Source organism: Streptomyces sp. NPDC048604 (assembly GCF_043199435.1).
Taxonomy (GTDB): Bacteria; Actinomycetota; Actinomycetes; order Streptomycetales; family Streptomycetaceae; genus Streptomyces.
Map to the genome: position 1 here is coordinate 303,460 of NZ_JBICVX010000003.1, position 20,488 is coordinate 323,947.

19 protein-coding genes are annotated in these 20,488 nt (G+C 72.9%); 8 read left to right on the forward strand and 11 right to left on the reverse strand.

Going from position 1 to position 20,488, the window contains the following annotated elements:
• Nucleotides 1-4: 4 nt before the first annotated feature.
• On the reverse strand, nucleotides 5-919 hold the full coding sequence (locus ACGFMM_RS07975; RefSeq protein WP_393644232.1) for an SDR family oxidoreductase: 915 nt from the start codon (nucleotides 917-919) through the stop codon (nucleotides 5-7).
• Between the two features lie 95 nt (nucleotides 920-1,014).
• Between ACGFMM_RS07975 and ACGFMM_RS07980 the strand changes: the two genes are divergently transcribed.
• Nucleotides 1,015-1,941 (forward strand): cyclase family protein, encoded by a 927-nt coding sequence (locus tag ACGFMM_RS07980; protein ID WP_393644234.1) that lies wholly within the window; start codon nucleotides 1,015-1,017, stop codon nucleotides 1,939-1,941.
• Between the two features lie 205 nt (nucleotides 1,942-2,146).
• Here ACGFMM_RS07980 and ACGFMM_RS07985 read toward each other — a convergent pair whose 3' ends face one another.
• From ACGFMM_RS07985 to ACGFMM_RS08000, 4 genes are all read right to left on the reverse strand, one after another.
• Entirely contained in the window at nucleotides 2,147-2,605 is a 459-nt protein-coding gene (locus tag ACGFMM_RS07985) for an ATP-binding protein (protein WP_393644235.1), read from the reverse strand.
• A gap of 401 nt (nucleotides 2,606-3,006) precedes the next feature.
• Entirely contained in the window at nucleotides 3,007-3,870 is an 864-nt protein-coding gene (locus ACGFMM_RS07990) for an acyl-CoA dehydrogenase family protein (RefSeq protein ID WP_393644236.1), read from the reverse strand.
• A gap of 7 nt (nucleotides 3,871-3,877) precedes the next feature.
• On the reverse strand, nucleotides 3,878-5,011 hold the full coding sequence (locus tag ACGFMM_RS07995; RefSeq protein WP_393644238.1) for an acyl-CoA dehydrogenase family protein: 1,134 nt from the start codon (nucleotides 5,009-5,011) through the stop codon (nucleotides 3,878-3,880).
• On the reverse strand, nucleotides 5,011-6,201 hold the full coding sequence (locus ACGFMM_RS08000) for an amidohydrolase family protein (protein WP_393644240.1): 1,191 nt from the start codon (nucleotides 6,199-6,201) through the stop codon (nucleotides 5,011-5,013). Before ACGFMM_RS08000 ends, ACGFMM_RS07995 begins: the two co-directional genes overlap by 1 nt.
• Before the next feature lie 157 nt (nucleotides 6,202-6,358).
• On the opposite strand from ACGFMM_RS08000, the gene ACGFMM_RS08005 reads away from it, so the two are divergent.
• Nucleotides 6,359-7,867, forward strand: a complete 1,509-nt coding sequence (locus ACGFMM_RS08005; protein WP_393644242.1) for a class I adenylate-forming enzyme family protein — start codon at nucleotides 6,359-6,361, stop codon at nucleotides 7,865-7,867.
• A 12-nt stretch (nucleotides 7,868-7,879) separates the two neighbouring features.
• On the opposite strand, the gene ACGFMM_RS08010 is transcribed toward ACGFMM_RS08005, so the two are convergent.
• Both ACGFMM_RS08010 and ACGFMM_RS08015 read right to left on the reverse strand, forming a co-directional pair.
• The gene (locus ACGFMM_RS08010) at nucleotides 7,880-8,401 is read right to left on the reverse strand and encodes an EF-hand domain-containing protein (protein ID WP_393644244.1); all 522 of its coding nucleotides are present in this window, start codon (nucleotides 8,399-8,401) and stop codon (nucleotides 7,880-7,882) included.
• Nucleotides 8,402-8,469: 68 nt separating this feature from the next.
• Nucleotides 8,470-8,844, reverse strand: coding sequence for an STAS domain-containing protein (locus tag ACGFMM_RS08015; protein WP_393644246.1), 375 nt, complete (start codon nucleotides 8,842-8,844; stop codon nucleotides 8,470-8,472).
• Between the two features lie 223 nt (nucleotides 8,845-9,067).
• Here ACGFMM_RS08015 and ACGFMM_RS08020 point away from each other — a divergent pair, with 223 nt between their 5' ends.
• Both ACGFMM_RS08020 and ACGFMM_RS08025 read left to right on the forward strand, forming a co-directional pair.
• On the forward strand, nucleotides 9,068-9,634 hold the full coding sequence (locus ACGFMM_RS08020) for a sigma-70 family RNA polymerase sigma factor (protein ID WP_393644248.1): 567 nt from the start codon (nucleotides 9,068-9,070) through the stop codon (nucleotides 9,632-9,634).
• Nucleotides 9,631-11,100, forward strand: a complete 1,470-nt coding sequence (locus ACGFMM_RS08025) for a zf-HC2 domain-containing protein (protein ID WP_393644249.1) — start codon at nucleotides 9,631-9,633, stop codon at nucleotides 11,098-11,100. The genes ACGFMM_RS08020 and ACGFMM_RS08025 overlap by 4 nt, the downstream gene beginning before the upstream one ends.
• Nucleotides 11,101-11,129: 29 nt before the next feature.
• Here ACGFMM_RS08025 and purU read toward each other — a convergent pair whose 3' ends face one another.
• Nucleotides 11,130-11,981, reverse strand: coding sequence for a formyltetrahydrofolate deformylase (gene purU, locus ACGFMM_RS08030; RefSeq protein WP_393644251.1), 852 nt, complete (start codon nucleotides 11,979-11,981; stop codon nucleotides 11,130-11,132).
• A 114-nt stretch (nucleotides 11,982-12,095) separates the two neighbouring features.
• Nucleotides 12,096-12,542 carry a hypothetical protein gene (locus ACGFMM_RS08035; protein WP_393644711.1) on the reverse strand — a complete coding sequence of 149 codons (447 nt, stop codon included), beginning with the start codon at nucleotides 12,540-12,542 and terminating at the stop codon, nucleotides 12,096-12,098.
• 204 nt (nucleotides 12,543-12,746) lie between these two features.
• Here ACGFMM_RS08035 and ACGFMM_RS08040 point away from each other — a divergent pair, with 204 nt between their 5' ends.
• The gene (locus ACGFMM_RS08040; RefSeq protein ID WP_393644253.1) at nucleotides 12,747-14,000 is read left to right on the forward strand and encodes an ABC transporter substrate-binding protein; all 1,254 of its coding nucleotides are present in this window, start codon (nucleotides 12,747-12,749) and stop codon (nucleotides 13,998-14,000) included.
• Between the two features lie 28 nt (nucleotides 14,001-14,028).
• Here the strand turns inward: ACGFMM_RS08040 and ACGFMM_RS08045 are convergent, their stop codons facing one another.
• Nucleotides 14,029-15,507, reverse strand: a complete 1,479-nt coding sequence (locus ACGFMM_RS08045; protein WP_393644254.1) for a hypothetical protein — start codon at nucleotides 15,505-15,507, stop codon at nucleotides 14,029-14,031.
• Nucleotides 15,508-15,640: 133 nt separating this feature from the next.
• Nucleotides 15,641-17,023 (reverse strand): transcriptional regulator, encoded by a 1,383-nt coding sequence (locus ACGFMM_RS08050; protein WP_393644256.1) that lies wholly within the window; start codon nucleotides 17,021-17,023, stop codon nucleotides 15,641-15,643.
• Nucleotides 17,024-17,312: 289 nt separating this feature from the next.
• On the opposite strand from ACGFMM_RS08050, the gene ACGFMM_RS08055 reads away from it, so the two are divergent.
• From ACGFMM_RS08055 to ACGFMM_RS08065, 3 genes are read left to right on the forward strand one after another with little or no spacing between them, the layout of a single operon-like run.
• Nucleotides 17,313-17,990, forward strand: a complete 678-nt coding sequence (locus ACGFMM_RS08055; RefSeq protein ID WP_393644258.1) for a bifunctional DNA primase/polymerase — start codon at nucleotides 17,313-17,315, stop codon at nucleotides 17,988-17,990.
• A gap of 58 nt (nucleotides 17,991-18,048) precedes the next feature.
• Nucleotides 18,049-18,891: an ABC transporter ATP-binding protein gene (locus ACGFMM_RS08060; RefSeq protein WP_393644259.1), complete on the forward strand. Its 843-nt coding sequence runs from the start codon at nucleotides 18,049-18,051 to the stop codon at nucleotides 18,889-18,891.
• On the forward strand, nucleotides 18,888-20,468 hold the full coding sequence (locus tag ACGFMM_RS08065) for a transporter (protein ID WP_393644260.1): 1,581 nt from the start codon (nucleotides 18,888-18,890) through the stop codon (nucleotides 20,466-20,468). The genes ACGFMM_RS08060 and ACGFMM_RS08065 overlap by 4 nt, the downstream gene beginning before the upstream one ends.
• Nucleotides 20,469-20,488 lie beyond the last annotated feature (20 nt).

Consider the following 20,488-nt stretch of genomic DNA (forward strand, 5'->3'; position numbering starts at 1 on the left):
CCGGTCACCGGTTCGGGCGGTCGCCGGAGGCGGCCGCCTTCGCCATCTCCTCCAGCATCGTGAGCATCGGCATCGGGTCCACCCCCACCGTCCCGGGCAGGAAGTCCGCGATGCGTTCCGGCGTCCACGCGCCGGACTCCGCGTAGCCGGCCCGCAGTTCCCTCGGCTGGGCCCAGACCGCGATCTTGGGGCCGGCGATCGTGTACACCTGGCCGGTGATCTTCTCTGCCCTGGCCCGGTCGGAGAGCAGGTAGACGACGAGCGCCGCCACGTCCTCCGGTTCGCCGATCTCCTTCAGCTCCATCGGCACGTTCGCGGACATCCGGGTCCGCGCCACCGGCGCGACCGCGTTGGCGGTCACCCCGTACTTGTGCAGGCCGAGCGCCGCGCTGCGGACCAGGGAGATGATCCCGCCCTTCGCCGCCGAGTAGTTGGCCTGCGCCACGGACCCCTGGTGGTTGCCGCTGGTGAAGCCGATGAGCGTCCCCGCGCCCTGCTTCCGCATGACGGCGGAGGCCGCCCGGAACACGGTGAACGTGCCCTTGAGATGAGTGGCGACCACCGGGTCCCACTCCTCCTCCGTCATGTTGAAGAGCATCCGCTCCCGCAGGATGCCCGCCACGCACACGACGCCGTCGATCCGCCCGTACTCGGCGAGCGCGGTGTCCACGACCCGCTGTCCGCCGGCCATCGTCGAGATGTCGTCGGCGACCGCGACGGCCGAGCCGCCGGCCGCCTCGATCTCCTTCACGACCGCGAGGGCCACGTCCGACGCCGGCTCGCCGCCCTCGACGGAGACGCCGTAGTCGTTGACGACGACCTTCGCGCCCTCCGCCGCGCACGCCAGTGCGACCGCCCGGCCGATGCCGCGGCCCGCTCCGGTGACGGCGACGACCTTGCCTGCCAAGAAGTTCCCCACGACCGGCCCCTTCCGAGGTTTCTGACGGTCCGTTAGATTCGCCGTCTGGATTCTACGGCCCGTCAGATACCGGAAAACAAGACCCCGGAGGCCCGATGTCCCTGCCAGCCGAATTCCACGACATCGCCAAGCGCGTCAACAACTGGGGCCGCTGGGGCGCCGAGGACGAGATCGGCACCCTCAATCTCGTCACCGACGAGGTCGTACGGGAGGCCGTCCGCACCGTCCGCTCGGGCCTGCGCGTCCCGCTCGCCCTCGACCTCACGCAGGACGGCGTGCAGACCGGCATGATCCCCGGCCGCGTCAACCCGCTGCACGTCATGGTGCAGATCAACCAGGAGCTGTTCGGCCCCGGCACCGTCGCGACCAGCGACGACGCGGTGACGTTCGGCCTGCAGGCGGCCACCCACTGGGACGCCCTCACCCACGTCTCGCACTCCGGCCGCATCTACAACGGCCGCCCCGCCGGCTCCATCACCCCGCACGGCCGCTCCGAGTTCAGCGGCATCCACACGGCCCGGCACCTCGTCAGCCGCGGCGTCCTGCTCGACGTCGCCGCCGCGAAGGGCCTCGACCGGCTCCCCGGCGACCACGCGGTGACCCCGGAGGACCTCGACGAGGCCGCGGAGTTCGGCGGGGTCACGGTCGGCGCCGGCGACATCGTGCTCGTACGGACCGGGCAGATCCAGGCGTACCTCGGCGGCGACAAGCACGGGTACGCGTTCCCCTCCCCCGGTCTGTCGATACGCACCCCGGAGTGGTTCCACGCCCGCGATGTCGCGGCCGTCGCGAACGACACCCTGACCTTCGAGATCTTCCCGCCCGAGGTCGAGAACCTGTGGCTGCCGGTGCACGCCCTGGACCTGGTCGAGATGGGGATGCTGCAGGGCCAGAACTGGAATCTGGAAAAGTTGTCCACAGCCTGTGCACAAGAGCGGAGGTACGCGTTCCTGCTCTCCGCGATGCCCGAGCCCTTCGTCGGCGGCACGGGAAGCCCGGTCGCGCCGGTGGCCGTCCTGTGAGATTCCGGGTGGCGGCAAGCCCGCATGCGCACCCCGAGCACGGCACGGAGGTCGCCGCCACCCCGCACGACCCGCACTCGTCGAGGGCGGCCGGATCCGGACACGGATACGAACGGCACCCCTCGTCGTCCCCTCGCGACGAATCGCTCACCCCAGGGTGATCAATCGGACACGGGACGTCAACGGGTGGGGAAGGATTTACCCGTTACGCGTGATACGTGACGACACCGGGGGCCTCGAAACCGGGACCGGCCTTCTCGTAGCCGCGGCGGTCGACCTCGCACCAGATCCGCTTGCCGCGCCCCTCGGGCTGCCAGCCCCACCGGTCGGCGAGCCCGTCGACCAGCTCCAGGCCGCGCCCGTTGGTGTCCTCGCCGCCGGCGTGCCGGGGCCGCGGCGGGCAGTCGCTGGCGTCGGCGACCTCCACCCGCACCGTCCCGGCCTCGGGCGCGCCCGCGCCGAACAGCATCCGCAGCACCGCGGGGCAGCCCGTGTGCACCACGGCGTTCGTCACCAGTTCGGAGATGAGCAGCACCAGCGTCTCGGCGAGCGGCTCGTCATCCCCTATGCCCGAACCGGCGAGCCTCGAACGGGCCCAACGCCGGGCGCGTCCCACCTCAGCCGGGTCCGGCCCGACCTCCAACTGAACCTGAAGCACCTGCACCGCTCACACCATCCGAACCGGCGGACACATCGCCTCGCGCCTCACAGACAAAGCGGTCATCACGGAACGTGATTCCCTTGTGAGACAGCATGGTTGACGTACAGTCACCGCAACAAGCGCTTCGGGCATATTCCAGCGCGAAGGAGTACGCGTGGTGCATACTGTGCGACGCACGCTGCGGGGAGTCGAACAGGAGGGCGCAGAACGCCTCCACGGGCCGCGAGCGGCGGGCATTCCCGGGAGCGATGCCGCCGCTGGGGCGACACCGGCGGGTACCGGGCTGAGAACCACTCGCATCCCACGGAGCGTACCGGAGCAGTGCCCCGACTCCGGGCCGTGACGGCCCCGGTGAAGGACACAACCCGATATCGACACTCCGTGAGCGCACGGTCCGCTCCGGGTCACAGCGCCGCCGCGACCGTCTCCTCGGCAGCCGCCGCCGTCAGGCGCCGCTCGGCCCGCACCCAGGCCCGCTTGAGGTGCAGGTGCACGTCCGCCTCCCACGTGAAGCCCATCCCGCCGTGCACCTGCAGACAGTCCCGCGCGCACCGCACGGCCGCCTCGTCGGCGAGCAGCTTGGCCCCGGCGACCTCGACGGGGTCGAGCGTCACCGCGGCGGCGTAGACCGCCGCCCGCGCCACCTCGACCCGTACGAGCATCTCCGCGCAGAGATGCTTGACGGCCTGGAACGCCCCGATGACCTGCCCGAACTGCGTCCGCGACCGCGCGTAGGCAACAGCCGCCTCAGTGGTCGCACCCGCACTTCCGAGCTGCTCGGCAGCACACAACAACACACCGAGGTCGACGTCGTCCCGCCCCGCCGTCGCGGGCGACGGCACCCTGTGCAGAGGCGTCAGCGGGTCGACGGACCGCACCCGCACCGCGTCCCCGACCTCCCCCTCCACCACATCCGCCTCGTCCAGCCACTCCACGAGCGAACCGTCCACCGCCGTGACGACCGTCTCCCCCTCCGCCGCCCCCGGCACCGCCCCCGCCGCCAGGTGGGTCGCGATCAGGGGGCCCGGCAGCAGGACGCGTCCCGCCTCCTCGAAGGCCAGCACCGCCTCCGGCGCGCCGAGGCCCACCCCGCCCCGCTCCTCCGGCAGTCGGAGCGCGAAGAAGCCGGCCTCGCCGAGCTCCCGCCAGAGCGCGCGGTCGAGCACCGGCCCCGCGTCCACGGCGCGCCGCAGGTCGAACCGCCGGGCGAGCAGCTCCCGTACGCCCGCCCGGAGCGCCTTCTGGTCCTGCGTGAGCCGGAAGTCCATGGCCGGGTCACCGCCCCTTCGGCAGGCCGAGTATCCGCTCGGCGACGATGTTCCGCTGGATCTGCGACGTGCCCGCCGCGATGGTGTACGAGAGGGAGGACAGCCGGTCCAGGTTCCACTCCCGCCCGAGGTCGAGCGCGTCCGGCCCGAGCACCGCGGCGGCCGCGTCGTACAGCTCCTGGCGGGCGTGCGAGTACCGCAGTTTGAAGACGGAGCCGCCGACCCCCGGCACCCCGCCCGTCGCCTCCGCCTCGCTGACGTTCCACTGGGTGAGCCGCCACAGCGCCGCGAACTCGGCGGCGAGCCGGCCGAGCCGGCGCCGGATCACCGCGTCGTCCCAGGTCCCGTTCTCCCGCGCCGCGCGCGCGAGTTCGCCGAGCACCCGGCGGCAGGCGACGACCTCGCCGACGAACGCCGTGCCGCGTTCGAAGGACAGGGTCACCATCGTGACCCGCCAGCCGTCGTTCTCGTCCCCGACCCGGTTGCCGACCGGCACCCGGACCTCGTCGAGGAACATCTCCGCGAACTCGGTGGACCCGGCGAGCGTCCGCAGCGGCCGCACGGTGATCCCGGGGCTGGACATCGGCATGGCGAGCCAGGTGATCCCGCGGTGCTTCGGCGCGTCGGGGTCGGTCCGTACGAGCAGTTCGCACCAGTCGGCGACCTCGGCGTGCGAGGTCCAGATCTTGGAGCCGGTGACCACGTACGCGTCGCCGTCGCGCACGGCGCGGGTGCGCAAAGCCGCCAGGTCCGAGCCGGCGTCGGGCTCGGAGAAGCCCTGGCACCACACCTCGTCGCCGCGCAGCACGGGCTCCAGCCAGCGCTTGCGCTGTTCCGGTGTGCCTTCGGCGGCGACGGTCGGTCCGGCGTGCAGCAGTCCGACGAAGTTCGCGCCGACGTACGGCGCTCCGGCCCGCTCGGTCTCCTCCAGGAAGATCAGCCGGCGGGTGGGGGAGGCGTCCCAGTGGACCTCGCCGTACCCGGCGTCGTACAGCCGCCGCTGCCAGCCGCAGTCGTAGGCGCGCCGCGCGGGCCAGTCGAGCGGGTCGGGCCGCGGCGGCAGGGTGGGCAGTTCGGCCGCCAGCCACTCCCGCAGCCGGGCCCGGAAGGCCTCCTCCTCGTCCGTGTACGCGAGGTCCATCAGACGAGGTCCAGGCCGAGCATCCGGATGGCGTTGCCGCGCATCAGCTTGTACACGGTCTCGTCGTCGAGGCCCTTCACGTGGTCGAGGGCGACCTCCTTGGTGTGCGGGAAGGTCGAGTCGACGTGCGGGTAGTCGGTCTCGAAGGTGGCGTTGTCGCGGCCGACGACGTCGAGCGAGGCGATGCCGTGCTTGTCGCGGAAGAAGCAGCAGAAGATCTGCCGGTAGTAGTACGTGGACGGCGGCTCGGGGATCAGGTCGCGCACGCCGCCCCAGGCGCGGTGCTCCTCCCATACGTCGTCGGCGCGCTCCAGGGCGTACGGGATCCAGCCCATCTGGCCCTCGCTGTAGGCGAGCTTCAGGCGCGGGAACTTCACCAGGACGCCGCTGAAGAGGAAGTCCATCATCGACGCCATCGCGTTGTTGAAGCTCAGGGACGCCTGGACGGCGGGCGGGGCGTCGGGCGAGGCCGCCGGCATCTGCGAGGACGACCCGATGTGCATGTTCACCACGGTCCCGGTCTCCTGGCAGACCGCGAAGAACGGGTCCCAGTAGCCGGAGTGGATGGACGGAAGCCCCAGATGAGTGGGGATCTCCGAGAAGGTGACCGCCCGCACCCCCCGCGCCGCGTTGCGGCGGATCTCCGCCACCGCGAGGTCGATGTCCCAGAGCGGGATGATGCACAGCGGGATCAGCCGCCCGCCGCTGTCCCCGCACCACTCCTCCACCATCCAGTCGTTGTAGGCCCGGACGCAGGCGAGCGCGACCTCCTTGTCCTTGGCCTCGGCGAAGGTCTGGCCGCAGAAGCGCGGGAAGGTCGGGAAGCAGAGCGAGGCCTCGACGTGGTTGAGGTCCATGTCCTTCAGCCGCTCGGCGGGGTCCCAGCAGCCGCGCCGCATCTCCTCGCGGGTGATGCCCTCCAGGGTCATGTCGTCGCGGTCGAAGCCGACGGCGGCGATGTTCCGCTTGTACGGGAACTTGAGGTCCTCGTAGATCCACCAGTCGGCGGGCGGCCCGTCGGGGTCCATCGTGATCTGGTACTTCCCGCCGATGTAGGCGAGCTCGCCGATGCCGGCGGTGAGCGGCTGGGGTCCGCGGTCCCGGTACTTGGCGGGGAGCCAGGTCGCGAAGAGATGGGCCGGTTCGATCACATGGTCGTCGACGCTGACGATCCGCGGCAGTTCGGTCATGGGACGCCTCCGTGGCACGTACGTAGTCCACCCTTATCTGATGACCCGTCAGAACGCAGGCTAGCCCCGCACCCCTGGACCGACAAGGAGCAGGGCCCTACGCTCTCCGCACGATCTGACACTTCGTCAGACGAGTCCGCCAGCCCGAGGGAGCGCCGTGACCGCGACCGACACCGCCCACGCCCTCGGCGAGTCCCGCACCCTCTGGGAGCTCGTCGAGCGCCGCGCCGCACTCACCCCCGACCTCCCGGTCCTCCTCCAGGGCGACCGCACCCTCACCTTCGGCGAGCTGCACGGCCGCGCCGAGCGGGCGGCCGCCGGGCTGCACGAGCGGGGCGTGCGACCCGGCACGGTCGTCGCCTGGCAGCTGCCCACCCGGATCGAGACCGCGCTGCTCTCCTTCGCGCTGGCCCGGCTCGGGGCCGTGCAGACCCCGGTGATCCCCTTCTACCGGGACCGCGAAGTCGGCTTCGCCCTGCGCGAGTCGCGGGCGGAGCACTTCGCCGTGCCCGGCGTGTGGCGCGGCCACGACCACACGGAGATGGCCCGGCGGCTCGGCGCGCACGGGATCTTCGAGGCGTACGAGACCCTGCCCGACGGGGACCCGGAGATCCTGCCCGCCCCGCCCTCCTCCGGCGAGGAGGTCCGCTGGATCTACTGGACCTCCGGCACCACCTCCGACCCCAAGGGGGTGCTGCACACCGACCGTTCCCTGATCGCCGGCGGCTCCTGCCTCGCCCACGCGCTGCGGCTCAGTCCGGACGACGTGGGCTCGATGGCGTTCCCGTACGCGCACATCGCCGGCCCCGACTACACGGTGATGCTGCTGCTGTACGGATTCCCGGCGGTGATGTTCGAACAGTTCCAGCTGCCGGACGCCCTGGAGGAATACCGGAAACACGGCGTCACGGTGGCCGGCGGCTCCACCGCCTTCTACTCGATGTTCCTCGCCGAACAGCGCAAACAGCCCGGCGAGAAGGTCATCCCGACACTGCGACTGCTCGCCGGCGGCGGCGCGCCGAAGCCGCCGGAGATCTACCACGCCGTCGTCCGCGAGCTGGGCTGCGAACTGACGCACGGATACGGCATGACCGAGGTCCCGATGATCACCATGGGCGATCCGGAGGACACCGCGGAGAACCTCGCGACCACCGAGGGCCGGCCGCCCGCCGGCATGGAGATACGCATCGCCGAGGGCGGCGAGGTGCGACTGCGCGGCGAGGCCGTGTGCCGGGGGTACCTCGACCCGGAGCAGACCGCGGCCGCTTTCGACGAGGACGGCTTCCTGCGGACCGGGGACGTCGGGCACCTCACCGAGAGCGGACACCTCGTCCTCACCGGCCGGATCAAGGACATCATCATCCGCAAGGGCGAGAACATCTCGGCCAAGGAGATCGAGGACCTGCTGCACACCCACCCGTCGGTCGGCGACGCCGCCGTGATCGGCCTGCCGGACAGGGAGCGCGGCGAGCGGGTGTGCGCGGTCGTGGAACAGCCGGCGGGCACGCCGCCGCTGACCCTCGCGGAGGTCACCGGCTTCCTGCGCGGCGCGGGCCTGTCGGTCCACAAGCTGCCGGAGCAGCTGGAGGTGGTCGACGCCCTGCCGCGCAACGAGACCCTGCGCAAGGTCCTGAAGTACAAGCTCAGGGAGCGGTACGGCGCCTGACGCCGGGGGCCGTCAGTTGGTCATGAAGTAGCGGGCGAAGGCGGTGACCGCCTCCTCCTCGTCGACCGTGCCCGAGCGGTCCGTGTCGAGGGACTCGGCGCTCAGCGCGGCCATGTGCGGCTCCACTCCGAGCACCACCAGGGCCTTCTCCACGTCCTTGGTCTCGGCGCGGCCGTCGCCGTCCGTGTCGGCGACCGCGAGCAGGGCGTGCAGGAACGGCCGGGCGATCTCGGCGAACCGCTCCGGGTGGTCGTGCAGCCGCTTGGCGGCGGACCCGAAGAACTCGTCGTGGCTGACCTTCTGGTCGCCGTCGACGTCGGCGATCCCCGCCATGCCCTGCCAGAACGCCTCCGCGCCGCTCCACAGCGCCTGGCCCTTGTCGGAGCGGAACGGCACGTCGAACGCGGCGAGCACGCGTTTGGCCGCGGTGGTGAAGTCCTCGCGGGAGATGGTGCCGTCGCCGTCCTGGTCGAAGGCACGGAAACGGTTGGCGAGGCGGCGGCGGTACAGCGCGTCGGCGTCCGTGGAGTCCATGGTGCGGAGCGTACGACGCGAAGGGCCGTGCTGCCGAGACGTACGACGTCACGGACGCGAGACGCCCACTATGCGGACAGCGGCTGCGCCTGTTCGCAGGTCGCCGCGGCGACGTCCTCGAACACGTCGAACAGCCGGCGCACGCCGAGGGCGGCGAACACCCGGTTCACGTGCGAGCCGGCGGGCGCGCCCTGCGCGGGCAGGATCAGCCGCAGCCGGCCGCGGCAGGAGTGCATGAGGCGGCGGGCGGCGATGAGCACGCCGACCCCGCTGGAATCGCAGAACCGTACGGCGGAGAGATCGAGGACCACGTCGTGCCGGCCGACGGCCACCGCGTCGTGGACCCTGCGGCGGATCACCGGCGAGGTCGCCAGGTCGAGTTCGCCGCTGATGCGCAGCACGGTCCAGGTGTTCTGCTCGTGCACGTCGACCTTGAGCGTCACGGTGCGAACCTTTCCGGAGGCGAAGGCAAGCGGAGGATGCCCTTCCTGTGCCCTCCCGCTGCCCCGTTCGGCGCAGTCGAAACCCCTTCACCCGAGTGTGGCGCTTTTCTTACCATCCCCTCACCGGCCCGGAGTGCTCTTGCCGCAAAGGGAGGTGCAGGTCGACGCGGCCCATTACTGTCGAGGGACAGTCGGGTCGGGAGGGCAGCCGGGAGGGTTTCGTATGGCGAAGGACACACCACCTCGCTGGGACCGCCGGATGCAGCAGCGACTGGCCCGCGGGGAGGCGGCGGCGCTCGGCGAGCTGTACGACCGCTACGCCTCCCTCGTCCACAACCTCGCCCACCGGGTGCTCGACGACGAGGCGGCCGCGGACCGGGTGACCCGCGAAGTCTTCGGCCACGTCTGGGAACACCCCGACGCGTACGACCCGAAGCAGGGCAGTCTGCGCGCCTGGCTCGCGCACCTGGCCCGCCGGCAGGCGGTGCAGCGGCTGCGCGAGACGGCGGCGGGCGAGGGCACGGCCGAGGAGCTGGAGCAGAAGGTGCACCGGGCGTCGGTGGCCGCCCGCGCCGACTACATCGCGATGTCCATGCCCGCGCCGCTGCGGGCCGCGTTGGACCTCGCGTACCGCCGGCGCCGCGACTACCGCCAGACGGCGGCGGACCTCGGCGTGACGGAGGAGGAGGCCCGGCGCCGGCTGCGCCTGGGCCTTCAGCTCCTTTCGACCGCCCACACCCGCGGCGGCCTGGAAGGCACCGCGCCGCCGGGCTACGGGCGTGCCCTGTGAACCGCTCCGACGACACCCCGGAGGAGCCGGAGGAGTTCCGCCGCATCCCCCGCATACCGGGCCCGCGATGGGCCCCGGACGACCACGCCGACCTCACCCGCCCCCTGGGCCCCCCGGTCCGGGCAGACTGGGTCGCCCCGGGGCAGGCGGAGCCGACGGCCGCGGAGGCCGAGCCGACGCGCCCGGAGGGCGCGCCCGAGCCGGACGTACGGACCGACCTCGACGCGCCGGCAGAGCTCGACGCGCCGCCGGAGTCCGGCGCGCCCGCGGACCCGCCGGAGCCCGACCCGCCGGAGCCCGACCCGGCGACGCCCGCCGACCCGGCGGCGTCCGGCCCGGTGGTTCCCGTCGCGCCGCTCGTGCTGCCGCACCGGCATCTGAAGTCGCTGCTCGGGGCGTGGGCGCTGGCGGCGTGCTCCGGGGAGGAGACGCAGGCGGTCGAGGCGCATCTGACCGAGTGCGCGGCCTGCGCCGACGAGGCGCTGCGGCTGCGGGACGCGGTGGGGCTGCTGCACGAGGACCGGGACCTGGATCTCGATCCGCTGCTGCGCTCCCGCGTGCTCGAGAACTGCCTCGGGCGGCGGCCCGCCCGGATCCCCGTGCCCGACTGGGCCGCCTCGTACGACGCCGAGACCGCGCGGCTCGACGCGCTGCTCCGCGACATCGGGGACTCCGAGTGGCACGCCCCGGTGCGGCTGAAGTGGTTCGAGGGCGAGCAGCAGGTCAGCCGCCGCACCACGGTCGCCGGGGTCATCGGCCATCTGCTCGCCGTGGACGGCCTCGTGGCGCGGGCCCTCGGCCTCGACGACCCGCTCGGCGAGCAGGCCGGCGCCGCCGGCGCCTCGCCGGCCGCGCGCACCGAGGCGTACTGGGAGAGCGGGCACTACCCGCCCACCCGCGGCGTCCGCGCGCCCTGGCGCGAGCAGAGCCACACCCTGGTGCGCACGGTCTCCTTCGCCGGCGGCGGCGTCGCCGACCTCACCGTGCCGTACGGGGACTTCGCCCTGCCGCTGCGCGACGCCCTGCTCGACCGGGCCTTCGAGTGCTGGGTGCACGCCGACGACCTGGCGAACGCGGTGGCCTACCCGTACGCCCCGCCCGGCGGCGCGCATCTGCACGCCATGATCGACCTGGCCGCCCGGCTCCTGCCGGCCGCCCTGGCCGACCGCCGGCGCGCGGGGCTTGCGTCCCCGCCGCGGCACCTGGTCGCGGCGGGCTCGCCGGGGCGTTCGCTGCACCTGGAGATCGAGGGCGCGGGCGGCGGCCACTGGTACATCGCCCTGGACTCCCCGGCGGCCCTCGGCACGGCCGAGACGTCGGTGGCCCAGGTCGCGATGGACGGCGTCGAGTTCTGCCAGCTGGTGGCCGGGCACATCTCGCCGCACGAGGCCGCGGCCGGGCAGGACGGCGACCGCGAGGCGATCAGGGACGTCCTGTTCGCCGCTGCGTCGCTGAGCCGGCTGTAGGGAATTGTCAGACACCCCCTCGGGGGGTGTCAGGCGAAGACGACCGTGCGGCGGCCGTTCAGCAGGATCCGCCGCTCGGCGTGCCACTTCACGGCGCGGGCCAGCGCCTGGCACTCGACGTCGCGTCCGATCGCCACGAGCTGGTCGGGGGTGACCTCGTGGCCGACGCGCTCGACCTCCTGCTCGATGATCGGGCCCTCGTCGAGGTCGGCGGTGACGTAGTGCGCGGTGGCGCCGATGAGCTTCACGCCCCGCGCGTGCGCCTGGTGGTACGGCTTCGCGCCCTTGAAGCTCGGCAGGAACGAGTGGTGGATGTTGATGATCCGGCCCGCGAGCTGCTTGCACAGGTCGTCGGAGAGCACCTGCATGTACCGGGCGAGCACCACCAGCTCGACGTTCTCCGCGCGGACCAGCTCCAGGAACTCGGCCTCGGCCTGGGCCTTGTTGTCCTTCGTCACCGGGATGTGCCGGAACGGGATGTCGTACGAGGCCACCAGCTCGGCGAAGTCGGTGTGGTTGGACACCACGGCGACGATCTCCACCGGCAGCGCGCCGATCCGGGAGCGGAAGAGCAGGTCGTTCAGGCAGTGCCCGAACTTCGACACCATCAGCACGACCCGCATGCGCTCTTCGGCCCTGTGGATCTGCCAGTCCATGGCGTACGAGTCGCCCACCGCCGCGAAGCTGGCCCGCAGCTTGTCCACGGTGACCGGGGCCTCGGCGGAGAAGTGGACCCGCATGAAGAAGAGGCCGGTGTCACGGTCGCCGAACTGGTGACTGTCCTCGATGTTGCATCCGGTGATGAACAGGTAGCTCGACACGGCGTGCACGATGCCCTTTTTGTCCGGGCAGGAGAGCGTGAGGACGTACTGGTCGGTCATCCCCATAGGCTGCCACAGTCACGGCGCTCCCCCGACCCGCCGTCCGGCAGTCGGACCGCCCCCACGGCCGTCCCCCGCGGTCCGTCCCCCCGCGGCCCGTCAGGCCGCAGACCGTCAGGCCGCGCCCGTCATGATCCGCAGTACGTCCAGCGAGCGCGGCGGCACGTCCGGGTCCTCCCCGTCCGCCGTCGCCATCCGTACGTGCGCCTCGCGCGCGGCCCGCACCGCCTCCGGCCACCCGTGGTGCTCCAGGAACGCGGAGACCGGGGCGTCCGCCCCGACCTGGTGCATGATCCGCAGCACGCGGAGCACGGCGACGTCGACCAGCGCGGCCTCGCCGGAGTCGCGGAAGATCGTCCCGACGTACTTCTCGGCGGACCAGTTGTCCAGCCAGGTGTCCTCGACCAGGCGGTACACGGCGTCGGTGACGTCGCCGTACCCCTCCTGGCCGGCCAGCCAGGTCTCCTGGTGGAAGACGGGGTCGGAGAGCATGTGCAGCGCCGAGCGCACATTGCTGCGCCAGCGCCACCACGGCATGTCATTGAGCGGCATGTCGCCCATGGTGGAGGAGCGACGGCCACGACGGGAAGAGTTCACCGAACCGGAAACAGGACTGGACACCGTTCGATCGTACGTTCCCCTTTTCGATCAAGTGGACGACACCCCTCCCCGTCTCACCGTGACCCCCGCAATTCACCTTGATGTCACCGAGCGTTGGATCGCGCACACTCCAGCGTTACCCGTGAGGCGGAATTGTGCATGGCCATGACCGGTAGGCGAATGACCTCACTCCTCGCATACGCGACGGCCACGGCAGCCGCCGCCTCGCTGCTCACCGGCTGCGGCATGATCCCTGGAGTCTCGGGGGGCTCCAGGGAGCCCATCACGGTGATGACCTGGGCGCCCGACGCCACCCGCGCCACCAACATGCCCGGAATGCCCGCCATGGCCCAGGCCTACGCCCGCTGGGTCAACGCCTCCGGCGGCATCGACGGCCACGAACTGCGTGTCCTCACCTGCAACGAGGAGAACAGCTCCTCCGGAGCCTCCGCCTGCGCCCGGCGCGCCGTCCGCGAGGGCGTCGACGCCGTCGTCGGCTCCTACAGCCAGCACGGCCGCGCCTTCATGGCCCCGCTGGAGGCCGCCGGCATCCCGTACATCGGCGGCTACGGCCTCTCCGAGGACGAGTTCACCAGCCACCTCTCCTACCCGGTCAACGGCGGCCAGGCCTCGCTGATCGCCGGCCACGGCATGCAGCTCGGCGAGTCCTGCCGCCGGGTCTCCCTCGTCCGCCCGGACACCATCACGGGCGACAAGATGCCGATGCTGCTCAACTCCGGCCTGCAGCGCACGAGCCACCGCACCGCCGCCGACATCCCGGCCGTCGAGGACGCGGGCGAGTACACCGAGCAGGCCACCGAGGCCCGCAAGAAGGCCGGCCGCGAGAAGGGCTGCGTCACCGCCGTGCTCGGCGAGCGGACCCAGACCTTCTTCGACTCCTTCCGCCGGCTGCCCGACTCCGACGACAGCGAGGTGCGGATCTCGTCCGTGCTCGGCAGCGTCGGCCAGCCGCTGGTCGACCGCACCGGCGGCTCGCGCAGCCCCTTCGAGGGCGCGTACGTCACCGGCTGGTACCCCGACGCGGGCGACCGGTCCTGGGATCCGATGCTCAAGGTCATCAAGGAGCACGCCTTCGAGGACAACCGCATCGACCCGGCCGACGCGGGCGTCCAGACGACCTGGATCGCGTACACGGTCCTGAAGAAGGTCGTCGAGACCATCGGCGCCGACGACATCACCCCGCTGCGGATCGCCCAAGCCCTCGACCGGGGCGAGGAGATCGACACCGGCGGCCTCACCCCGCCGCTGCGCTGGCGGTACGAGGACATGCTCGGCGCCGCCGACTTCCCCCGGATCGTCAACTCCGAGGTGACCTTCCAGGTCGTCCGCCAGGGCCGGCTCGTGGCCCAGAAGCCCGGCTTCGTCGACGTCGGCGAGACCGTGCGCAGCGCCCCGTAGGGACACCGCGCACGGCGGGCCCGCGGGCCTACAGCTGGTGCGGCTGGCGCTTGGTCAGGCCGTACTTCGTGGCGGTCGGGTTCCACAGCCCGGCCGCCTCGCGCTTGGCCGTGGTGGCCTCGCCGCTCTTCTTGGTGGCCTCGGCGGTCTGGCCGGTGTTCCGGGCCTTGCCGCCCTTGCAGGCCTTCCTGCCCTTCATCTGGTCCGCCCAGGCCGCGTAGTGGTCGTCGGCAGAGGCCGACGCCTGCCAGGCCCTGGTGAGCGCGCCGGTCAGCTGCGTGTGCTGCGGCAGCTTGTCGACGGAGAGCGCCTGCAGCCGGGTGATCAGGCCGCGGCGCTGCTGGGCCGCGCCGCGCAGGTCGGTCGCGGCCTGGTCGAGGTTCTTGCACTGGCGGATGTTCTCGACGGAGCGGATCACCGCGTCGCGGCTGTCGTTGCTGTCCGCGAGCAGCTTGTCGAGCGCCTTGGCCTGCGGCTCGGCCGGGTCGTCGGACTTCGCGCTCTCGGAGGGCCCGGTGGACGGGGCGGCGGAGCTGGACGCCACGTTCTTGCCGGTGTCGCCCTTGTCGTCGCCGCTGCTGAGCACCGCGCCCACGCCGAGCCCGAGGACCACGCAGCCGACCACGACGGCGGCGATCAGCGCCCCGGGGACCCTGCGGCGCGGCTCGGGGTCGTAGCCGTAGTCGTCCTGCTGATGCCCGTACGGGGGCTGCGGGGGCTGCTGCTGGTACGACGGCGGGGGCGCGCTGAACTGCGACTGCGGGGACTGCGGCTGCTGGAACTGCGGCTGACGCGGCATCTGCTGCGTGCTGTCGCTGCGGAAGAGGTTGTCGAACTCGGCGGGCGGCCGGGTGCGCTCTCCCTGAGACTGCGCGGCCACGGGCGGCAGGTACTGCGTCGACTCGGCGTCCCCGCCGCCGGTGCCGGCGTTGCCGCCGTGCGGCGGGAGCGGACCGGTGCCGAGGAAGCGCGTGTCGTCGGAGGCGCCCTGCGCGGCGACCGGGGGTATGTGCTGGGTGGCCTGCATGTCCCCGGCGTCGCCCGCGGCGGGACCGGGGTAGCCGTAGCCGGAGGGGTCGGCGGGACCGGGGAAGCCGTACCCGGCCTGCGGTGCGGCGGCGGGCATGGCCGGTCCGGCGGCCGCCGGGCCTGGGAAGCCGTAGCCGTCCTGCGTGCCCGCGGGCGGACCGTACGGGTCCTGCGGCGGCATCCCGTACCCGCCCTGGTGCCCGCCCTGGCCCGTCGCCGGGATCGGGGCGATGTACTGGGTGGCCTGCATGTCCGCCGCGCCACCGGGGACCGCCTCCGGCGGCAGCGGCTGGGCGACCGGCGGCGGCACGGACGGCTGCCCGGCGCCCGGGCCCCAGGCGCCGCCCCACGGCTGCCCGCCGGCCGGGCCGCCGCCGGGCTCGCCCGGCATACCGCCCTCCGCGGGCAGCACGACACCCTCGTGCGTGGGCCGTACCGCGGGAAGCTGCGGGTCCGGACCCTGTCCGCTCTGCGTCACCGGGACTCCTACCGATCTACCTTGATCCACTTACGGAAGCGTCGGTTCACGCTACCGGGTGCGTCCCGCGCTCCGCACACGTGTGTGGTCCCGGTCACCTCACGGGGGTGACCCCCGTCACCAACGGCCCCCGTTACGCGGCCTGGATCTCCAGCCGCGCCCCGAACTCCCGTACCGCGGGCTCCGCCGCGTACGACTCCAGGCGCTGCTGCAGGTCCTCCAGGTACTCCGCGCCCCGCGACGACCGCAGCGTGCCGAGGAGTTCGAGGGCGCGCGTCCCGGTGTGGCACGCCTGCTCGACCTCGCGCCGCTGCACCTGCGCGGAGGCCAGCAGCACCAGGCCGATCGCCCGCCGCCGCGCCCGCGTCCGCGGCAGCCCGTCCAGCGACTCCTCTGCGGCCCGAGCGGCCTCCTCGGCGCGCCCCAGGTCCCGGTGGCCGTGGGCCAGTTCGTCGGCGAGGTACGCCTGGTCGAAGTGCGCGATCCACGCCGGGTCGTCGCCCGACTCCGGGTCGGCCTGCTCCAGCGCCCGTACCGCCCGGCCCGCGACCGCGTCGAAGGTGCGGGCGTCGCCCAGCAGCGCGTGCCCGCGCGCCTCCGCCGCCAGGAACATCGCCTCGGCCCGCGGCGTCACGTGACCGCGCGCCCCCTCCTGCGCGGCGCGCGCCAACTGCGCGATCTCCCGCGGGTTTCCGAGCTGCGCGGCGAGATGGCTCATCGAGGCCGCCAGCACGTAGCCGCCGTACGCGCGGTCCCCGGCGGCCTGCGCGAGCCGCAGGGCCTGGATGTAGTACCGCTGCGCGAGCCCCGGCTGCCCGGTGTCCACGGCCATGTACCCGGCCAGTTCGGTCAGTCGGGCCACCGCGGCGAACAACTCCCGCCCCACCGAGTCCCGGTACGCCCCCGACAGCATCCCCGCGACCACGCTGTTCAGGTAGTGCACCACCACCGGCCGCACGTGCCCGCTGCCGAACCGGTGGTCGAGATCGACGAGCGCGTGCGTCATCTCCCGCACCGCCGCCACGTCCGAGGCCCCGACCCGCGCCCCGGCGGACCGCTCCACGTGCCCGTCCGCGCCGGTGATCAGCCAGTCCCGGCTCGGCTCGACCAGCGCGGAGGCGGCGACCGCCGAGCCGGACAGGAAGTCCCGCCGGCCGACGTCGCTCCGCCACAGCTCGCAGACCTGCTCGATCGCCCCGGTGACGGTCGGCGAGAACTGCAGGCCCACGCCCGACGCCAGGTTCTTGCCGTTGGCCATCCCGATCTCGTCGATCGTGACCGTACGGCCGAGTTTGCGGCCCAGCGCCTCCGCGATGATCCCGGGCGCCCGGCCGCGCGGCTGCTGACCGCGCAGCCAGCGCGCCACCGATGTCTTGTCGTACCGCAGGTCCAGGCCGCGCTCCGCGCCGACCATGTTGACGCGGCGGGCGAGGCCGGCGTTGGAGCACCCGGCTTCCTGGATGAGCGCCTGCAGCCGTTCGTTGGGCTGACGGGCGACGAGAGGCCTGGCTGCCATGAAGAACCCCCTGAGGCCGGACACGATCAGGACCGAACGATCAATGAACTGATCACTGCCCGACGGATATCCGGTCAATGCCGATGTGAACACGCGAAACCGGACGCATCGACCATGGCGCTCACGGCGCTCCTGCCGATGCCCCCCGACTCTGGCTACCCCTCCGCCGCTCCCCGCCCTCACGCGCGCCCCCACCCGTGCATCCATGCGCCCCGCGTGCAGGATCGATGCGCCAGGCGGCTCGCCGTGACGCCCGTAACCCCAGGTGACGGCAGGAGTTGAGTGGTGCGTGGAAGAGACCATCGGAGTCACGGAAGCCGCACAGATCCCCAAGCAGCGCGGCGAACAGCTGCTGGACAGCGCCGTGCGGTACGCGGAAGAACGGCACTGGGACGTGTTCGCCGGCACGTGGCTGGAGGCGGTGGAGGGCGCCGAACGCTGCTCCTGCGGTGCCGCCGACTGCGCCGCGCCGGGCGCGCACGCCGCCAGACCGGACTGGGCGACACAGGCCACCGGCAGCGCCGTCGCGGCCCGCCGGATCTGGGGCAAGCAGCCCAGGGCCTCCATCCTGCTGCCCACCGGCCGTACCTTCGACGTGCTCGACGTGCCCGAGTCGGCCGGCTTCCTCGCGCTGGCCCGGATGGAGCGGATGGATCTCACCCTCGGCCCGGTGACCTGCACCCCCGACCGCCGGATGATGTTCTTCGTCCTGCCCGGCGCGGCCGCCAAGGCGCCGGACCTGATCCGCAAGCTCGGCTGGGTCCCCAGCTCCCTCGACCTGATCGCCCGCGGCGAGGGCCACTACGTGGCCGCCCCGCCCACCCGCGTCGGCGGGCAGGGCGCCGTCCAGTGGGCCCAGCGCCCCACCGCGGCCAACCGCTGGCTGCCGGACGTGGAGGAGCTCATCAGCCCGGTCGCGTACGCCTGCGGGCGCGAGGCCGCGGCGGCGCGCGCCCGCCGGTCCTGAGGAGGCGCCCGCCTTAGGGTGGCTCCGGAACAACGGGGACGACCGAAGGGCGGGCGCCATGTCCGACGACCGGACAGCCGGGACGGCGAGCGAGGCGGCCGACGGCCTCGTGGAGGGGACGGCGCCGCCCGCCGTCCGCGTCGAGGGCCTGTGGAAGCGCTTCGGACAGCAGATCGCCGTCGCCGGCGTCGACCTCGTCCTCCCCTCCGGCCGGTTCATCGGGCTCGTCGGCCCCAACGGGGCCGGCAAGACCACCACCCTGTCGATGGTCACCGGCCTGCTGCGCCCCGACCACGGCCGGGTCGAGGTGGCCGGGCACGACGTGTGGCGCGACCCGGCCGCGGTGAAGGCCCGGATCGGGGTCCTGCCGGAGGGCCTGCGGCTCTTCGAGCGGCTCTCGGGCCGCGAACTCCTCGCGTACACCGGGCGGCTGCGGGGGCTGCCCGGCGACGAGGTCGACCGCCGCGCCGCACAACTCCTCGACGTCCTCGACCTCACGAGCGCCCAGCACAAACTCGTCGTTGACTACTCCACCGGCATGCGCAAGAAGATCGGCCTCGCCGCGGCGCTGCTGCACAACCCGGACGTCCTCTTCCTCGACGAGCCCTTCGAAGGCGTCGACCCGGTCTCCGCGCAGACCATCCGCGGCGTCCTGGAGCGCTACACCGGCTCGGGCGCCACGGTCGTCTTCTCCAGCCACGTGATGGAACTCGTCGAGTCGCTCTGCGACTGGGTGGCCGTGATGGCCGCCGGACAGATCCGCGCCCACGGCCCACTGGAACAGGTCCGCGGCGACGCGCCGTCCCTGCAGGCCGCGTTCCTGGAACTCGTCGGCGCGCAGGGCCGGGACGCCGGGGACACCCTGGACTGGCTCGGCGGCGGGACGGGCGGCGGCCGGTGAGCACCGCCCAGGACCTCACACCGGTCTTCGTACGCCTCAAGTGGGCGCTGCTGCGCAACGGCCTGCGGCAGTCGGCCGGCCGCGCGGCGGTCTTCGCCCTCTCGCTCGCCGGCGCGCTCCTGGCCGCCGCGGCGCTGATGCTGTCCTTCGTCCTGATGCGGGGCAGCGCGGACGTGGACACCCTGGCGGTCCTGCTGACCGGGGTGCTGGCGCTCGGCTGGGCCGTGATGCCGCTGTTCGTACCGAGCGGCGACGAGACGCTGGACCCGTCGCGGCTGGTGATGCTGCCGCTGCGGCCTCAGCCGCTCGTGCGGGCGCTGCTCGTGGCCTCCCTGGTGGGGATCGGCCCGGTGTTCACCCTGTGCCTGGCGGTGGGCTGCGCGCTGGCGCTCGCGCACGGGGCGGCGGGCGTGGCGGCGGCGGTGGTCGCGGTGCCGCTGATCGTGCTGGGCTGCGTGGCGCTGTCACGGGCGGTCGCCGCGGCCAACATCCGGCTGCTGAACTCGCGCAGGGGCCGGGACCTGGCGGTACTGAGCGGGCTGCTGATCGCGGTCGGCATCCAGGCCGTCAACTTCGGCGCGCAGCGGCTCGGCCGCGCCGGCGGCCTCTACGTGCTGGACCCGGCCGCGGAGGTGGTGGGCTGGCTGCCGCCGGCGTCGGCGCTCGCCGCGGTCGACGCGGCGAGCGAGGGCGCGTACGGGAGAGCGGCGGCGGGGCTGCTGCTCGCGGCCGCGGCGCTGTGGGCGCTGCTGCTGTGGTGGCGGCGGAGCCTGGTGCGGTTGATGACCGCGCCGGACGGCTCGACGATCGAGGCGGCGGGCGTACGGGGCACGACCGCGACGGGCAGCTGGGAAGGTCGTACCGGCGCGGTGATGCAGCGCAGCCTGCGGTACGTGTGGCGGGACCCGAAGACGAAGGCGGCGTGGGTGACGTCCCTGGCCATCGGCGCGATCGTCCCGCTCTTCAACGCCCTGCAGGGGACCGGCTCGATCTACTTCGCCTGCTTCGCGTCGGGGATGCTCGGCATCCAGATGTACAACCAGTTCGGCCAGGACACCTCGGCGTTCTGGATGGTGGCGCAGACGATCGCCTCGACGCGGGACGCCTACGCGGAACTGCGGGCGCGCGCCCTGGCCCTGCTCGTGATCACGCTCCCGTACACCGCCGTGGTCACGGTCGCCACCGCGGCCGCGCTCGGCGACTGGTCGGCCCTGCCGGACGCGTTGGGCGTGGCGTTCGCGCTGCTGGGGGCGATGGTGGCGACGGGCGCGGTGGCCTCGGCGAACTTCCCGTACTCGATCCCGCAGGACAGCGCGTACAAGAACGTGGCCCCGGGCCAGGGCGGCCTGGCGTGGATCTCCATCCTGGGCGGCATGGTCGCCGCGGCCCTCCTGTCCGCCCCCGTCGTCGCCGCGACGATCGCCCTCCACCTCACCGACCACCGCGACTGGCTCTGGCTGATCCTCCCGGCCGGCACGGCCTGGGGCGCACTGGTGGCGTGGGCGGGCGTGCGAACGGCGGCGCCACGGACGGCGGCGCGCCTGCCGGAGATCCTGACGGCGGTGAGCAAGGGCTAGGCGGAGCTTTTCAGGACGAC

Bases quoted from the DNA above. Each gene is read 5' to 3' on its own strand.
- purU (WP_393644251.1), bottom strand. From the start codon at position 11,981: ATGACCGACCAGTACGTCCTCACGCTCTCCTGCCCGGACAAAAAGGGC.
- ACGFMM_RS07995 (WP_393644238.1), bottom strand. From the start codon at position 5,011: ATGGACCTCGCGTACACGGACGAGGAGGAGGCCTTCCGGGCCCGGCTG.
- ACGFMM_RS08010 (WP_393644244.1), bottom strand. From the start codon at position 8,401: ATGGACTCCACGGACGCCGACGCGCTGTACCGCCGCCGCCTCGCCAAC.
- ACGFMM_RS08035 (WP_393644711.1), bottom strand. From the start codon at position 12,542: ATGGGCGACATGCCGCTCAATGACATGCCGTGGTGGCGCTGGCGCAGC.
- ACGFMM_RS08060 (WP_393644259.1), top strand. From the start codon at position 18,049: ATGTCCGACGACCGGACAGCCGGGACGGCGAGCGAGGCGGCCGACGGC.
- ACGFMM_RS07980 (WP_393644234.1), top strand. From the start codon at position 1,015: ATGTCCCTGCCAGCCGAATTCCACGACATCGCCAAGCGCGTCAACAAC.
- ACGFMM_RS08040 (WP_393644253.1), top strand. From the start codon at position 12,747: ATGACCGGTAGGCGAATGACCTCACTCCTCGCATACGCGACGGCCACG.
- ACGFMM_RS08000 (WP_393644240.1), bottom strand. From the start codon at position 6,201: ATGACCGAACTGCCGCGGATCGTCAGCGTCGACGACCATGTGATCGAA.
- ACGFMM_RS08020 (WP_393644248.1), top strand. From the start codon at position 9,068: ATGGCGAAGGACACACCACCTCGCTGGGACCGCCGGATGCAGCAGCGA.
- ACGFMM_RS08050 (WP_393644256.1), bottom strand. From the start codon at position 17,023: ATGGCAGCCAGGCCTCTCGTCGCCCGTCAGCCCAACGAACGGCTGCAG.
- ACGFMM_RS07990 (WP_393644236.1), bottom strand. From the start codon at position 3,870: ATGGACTTCCGGCTCACGCAGGACCAGAAGGCGCTCCGGGCGGGCGTA.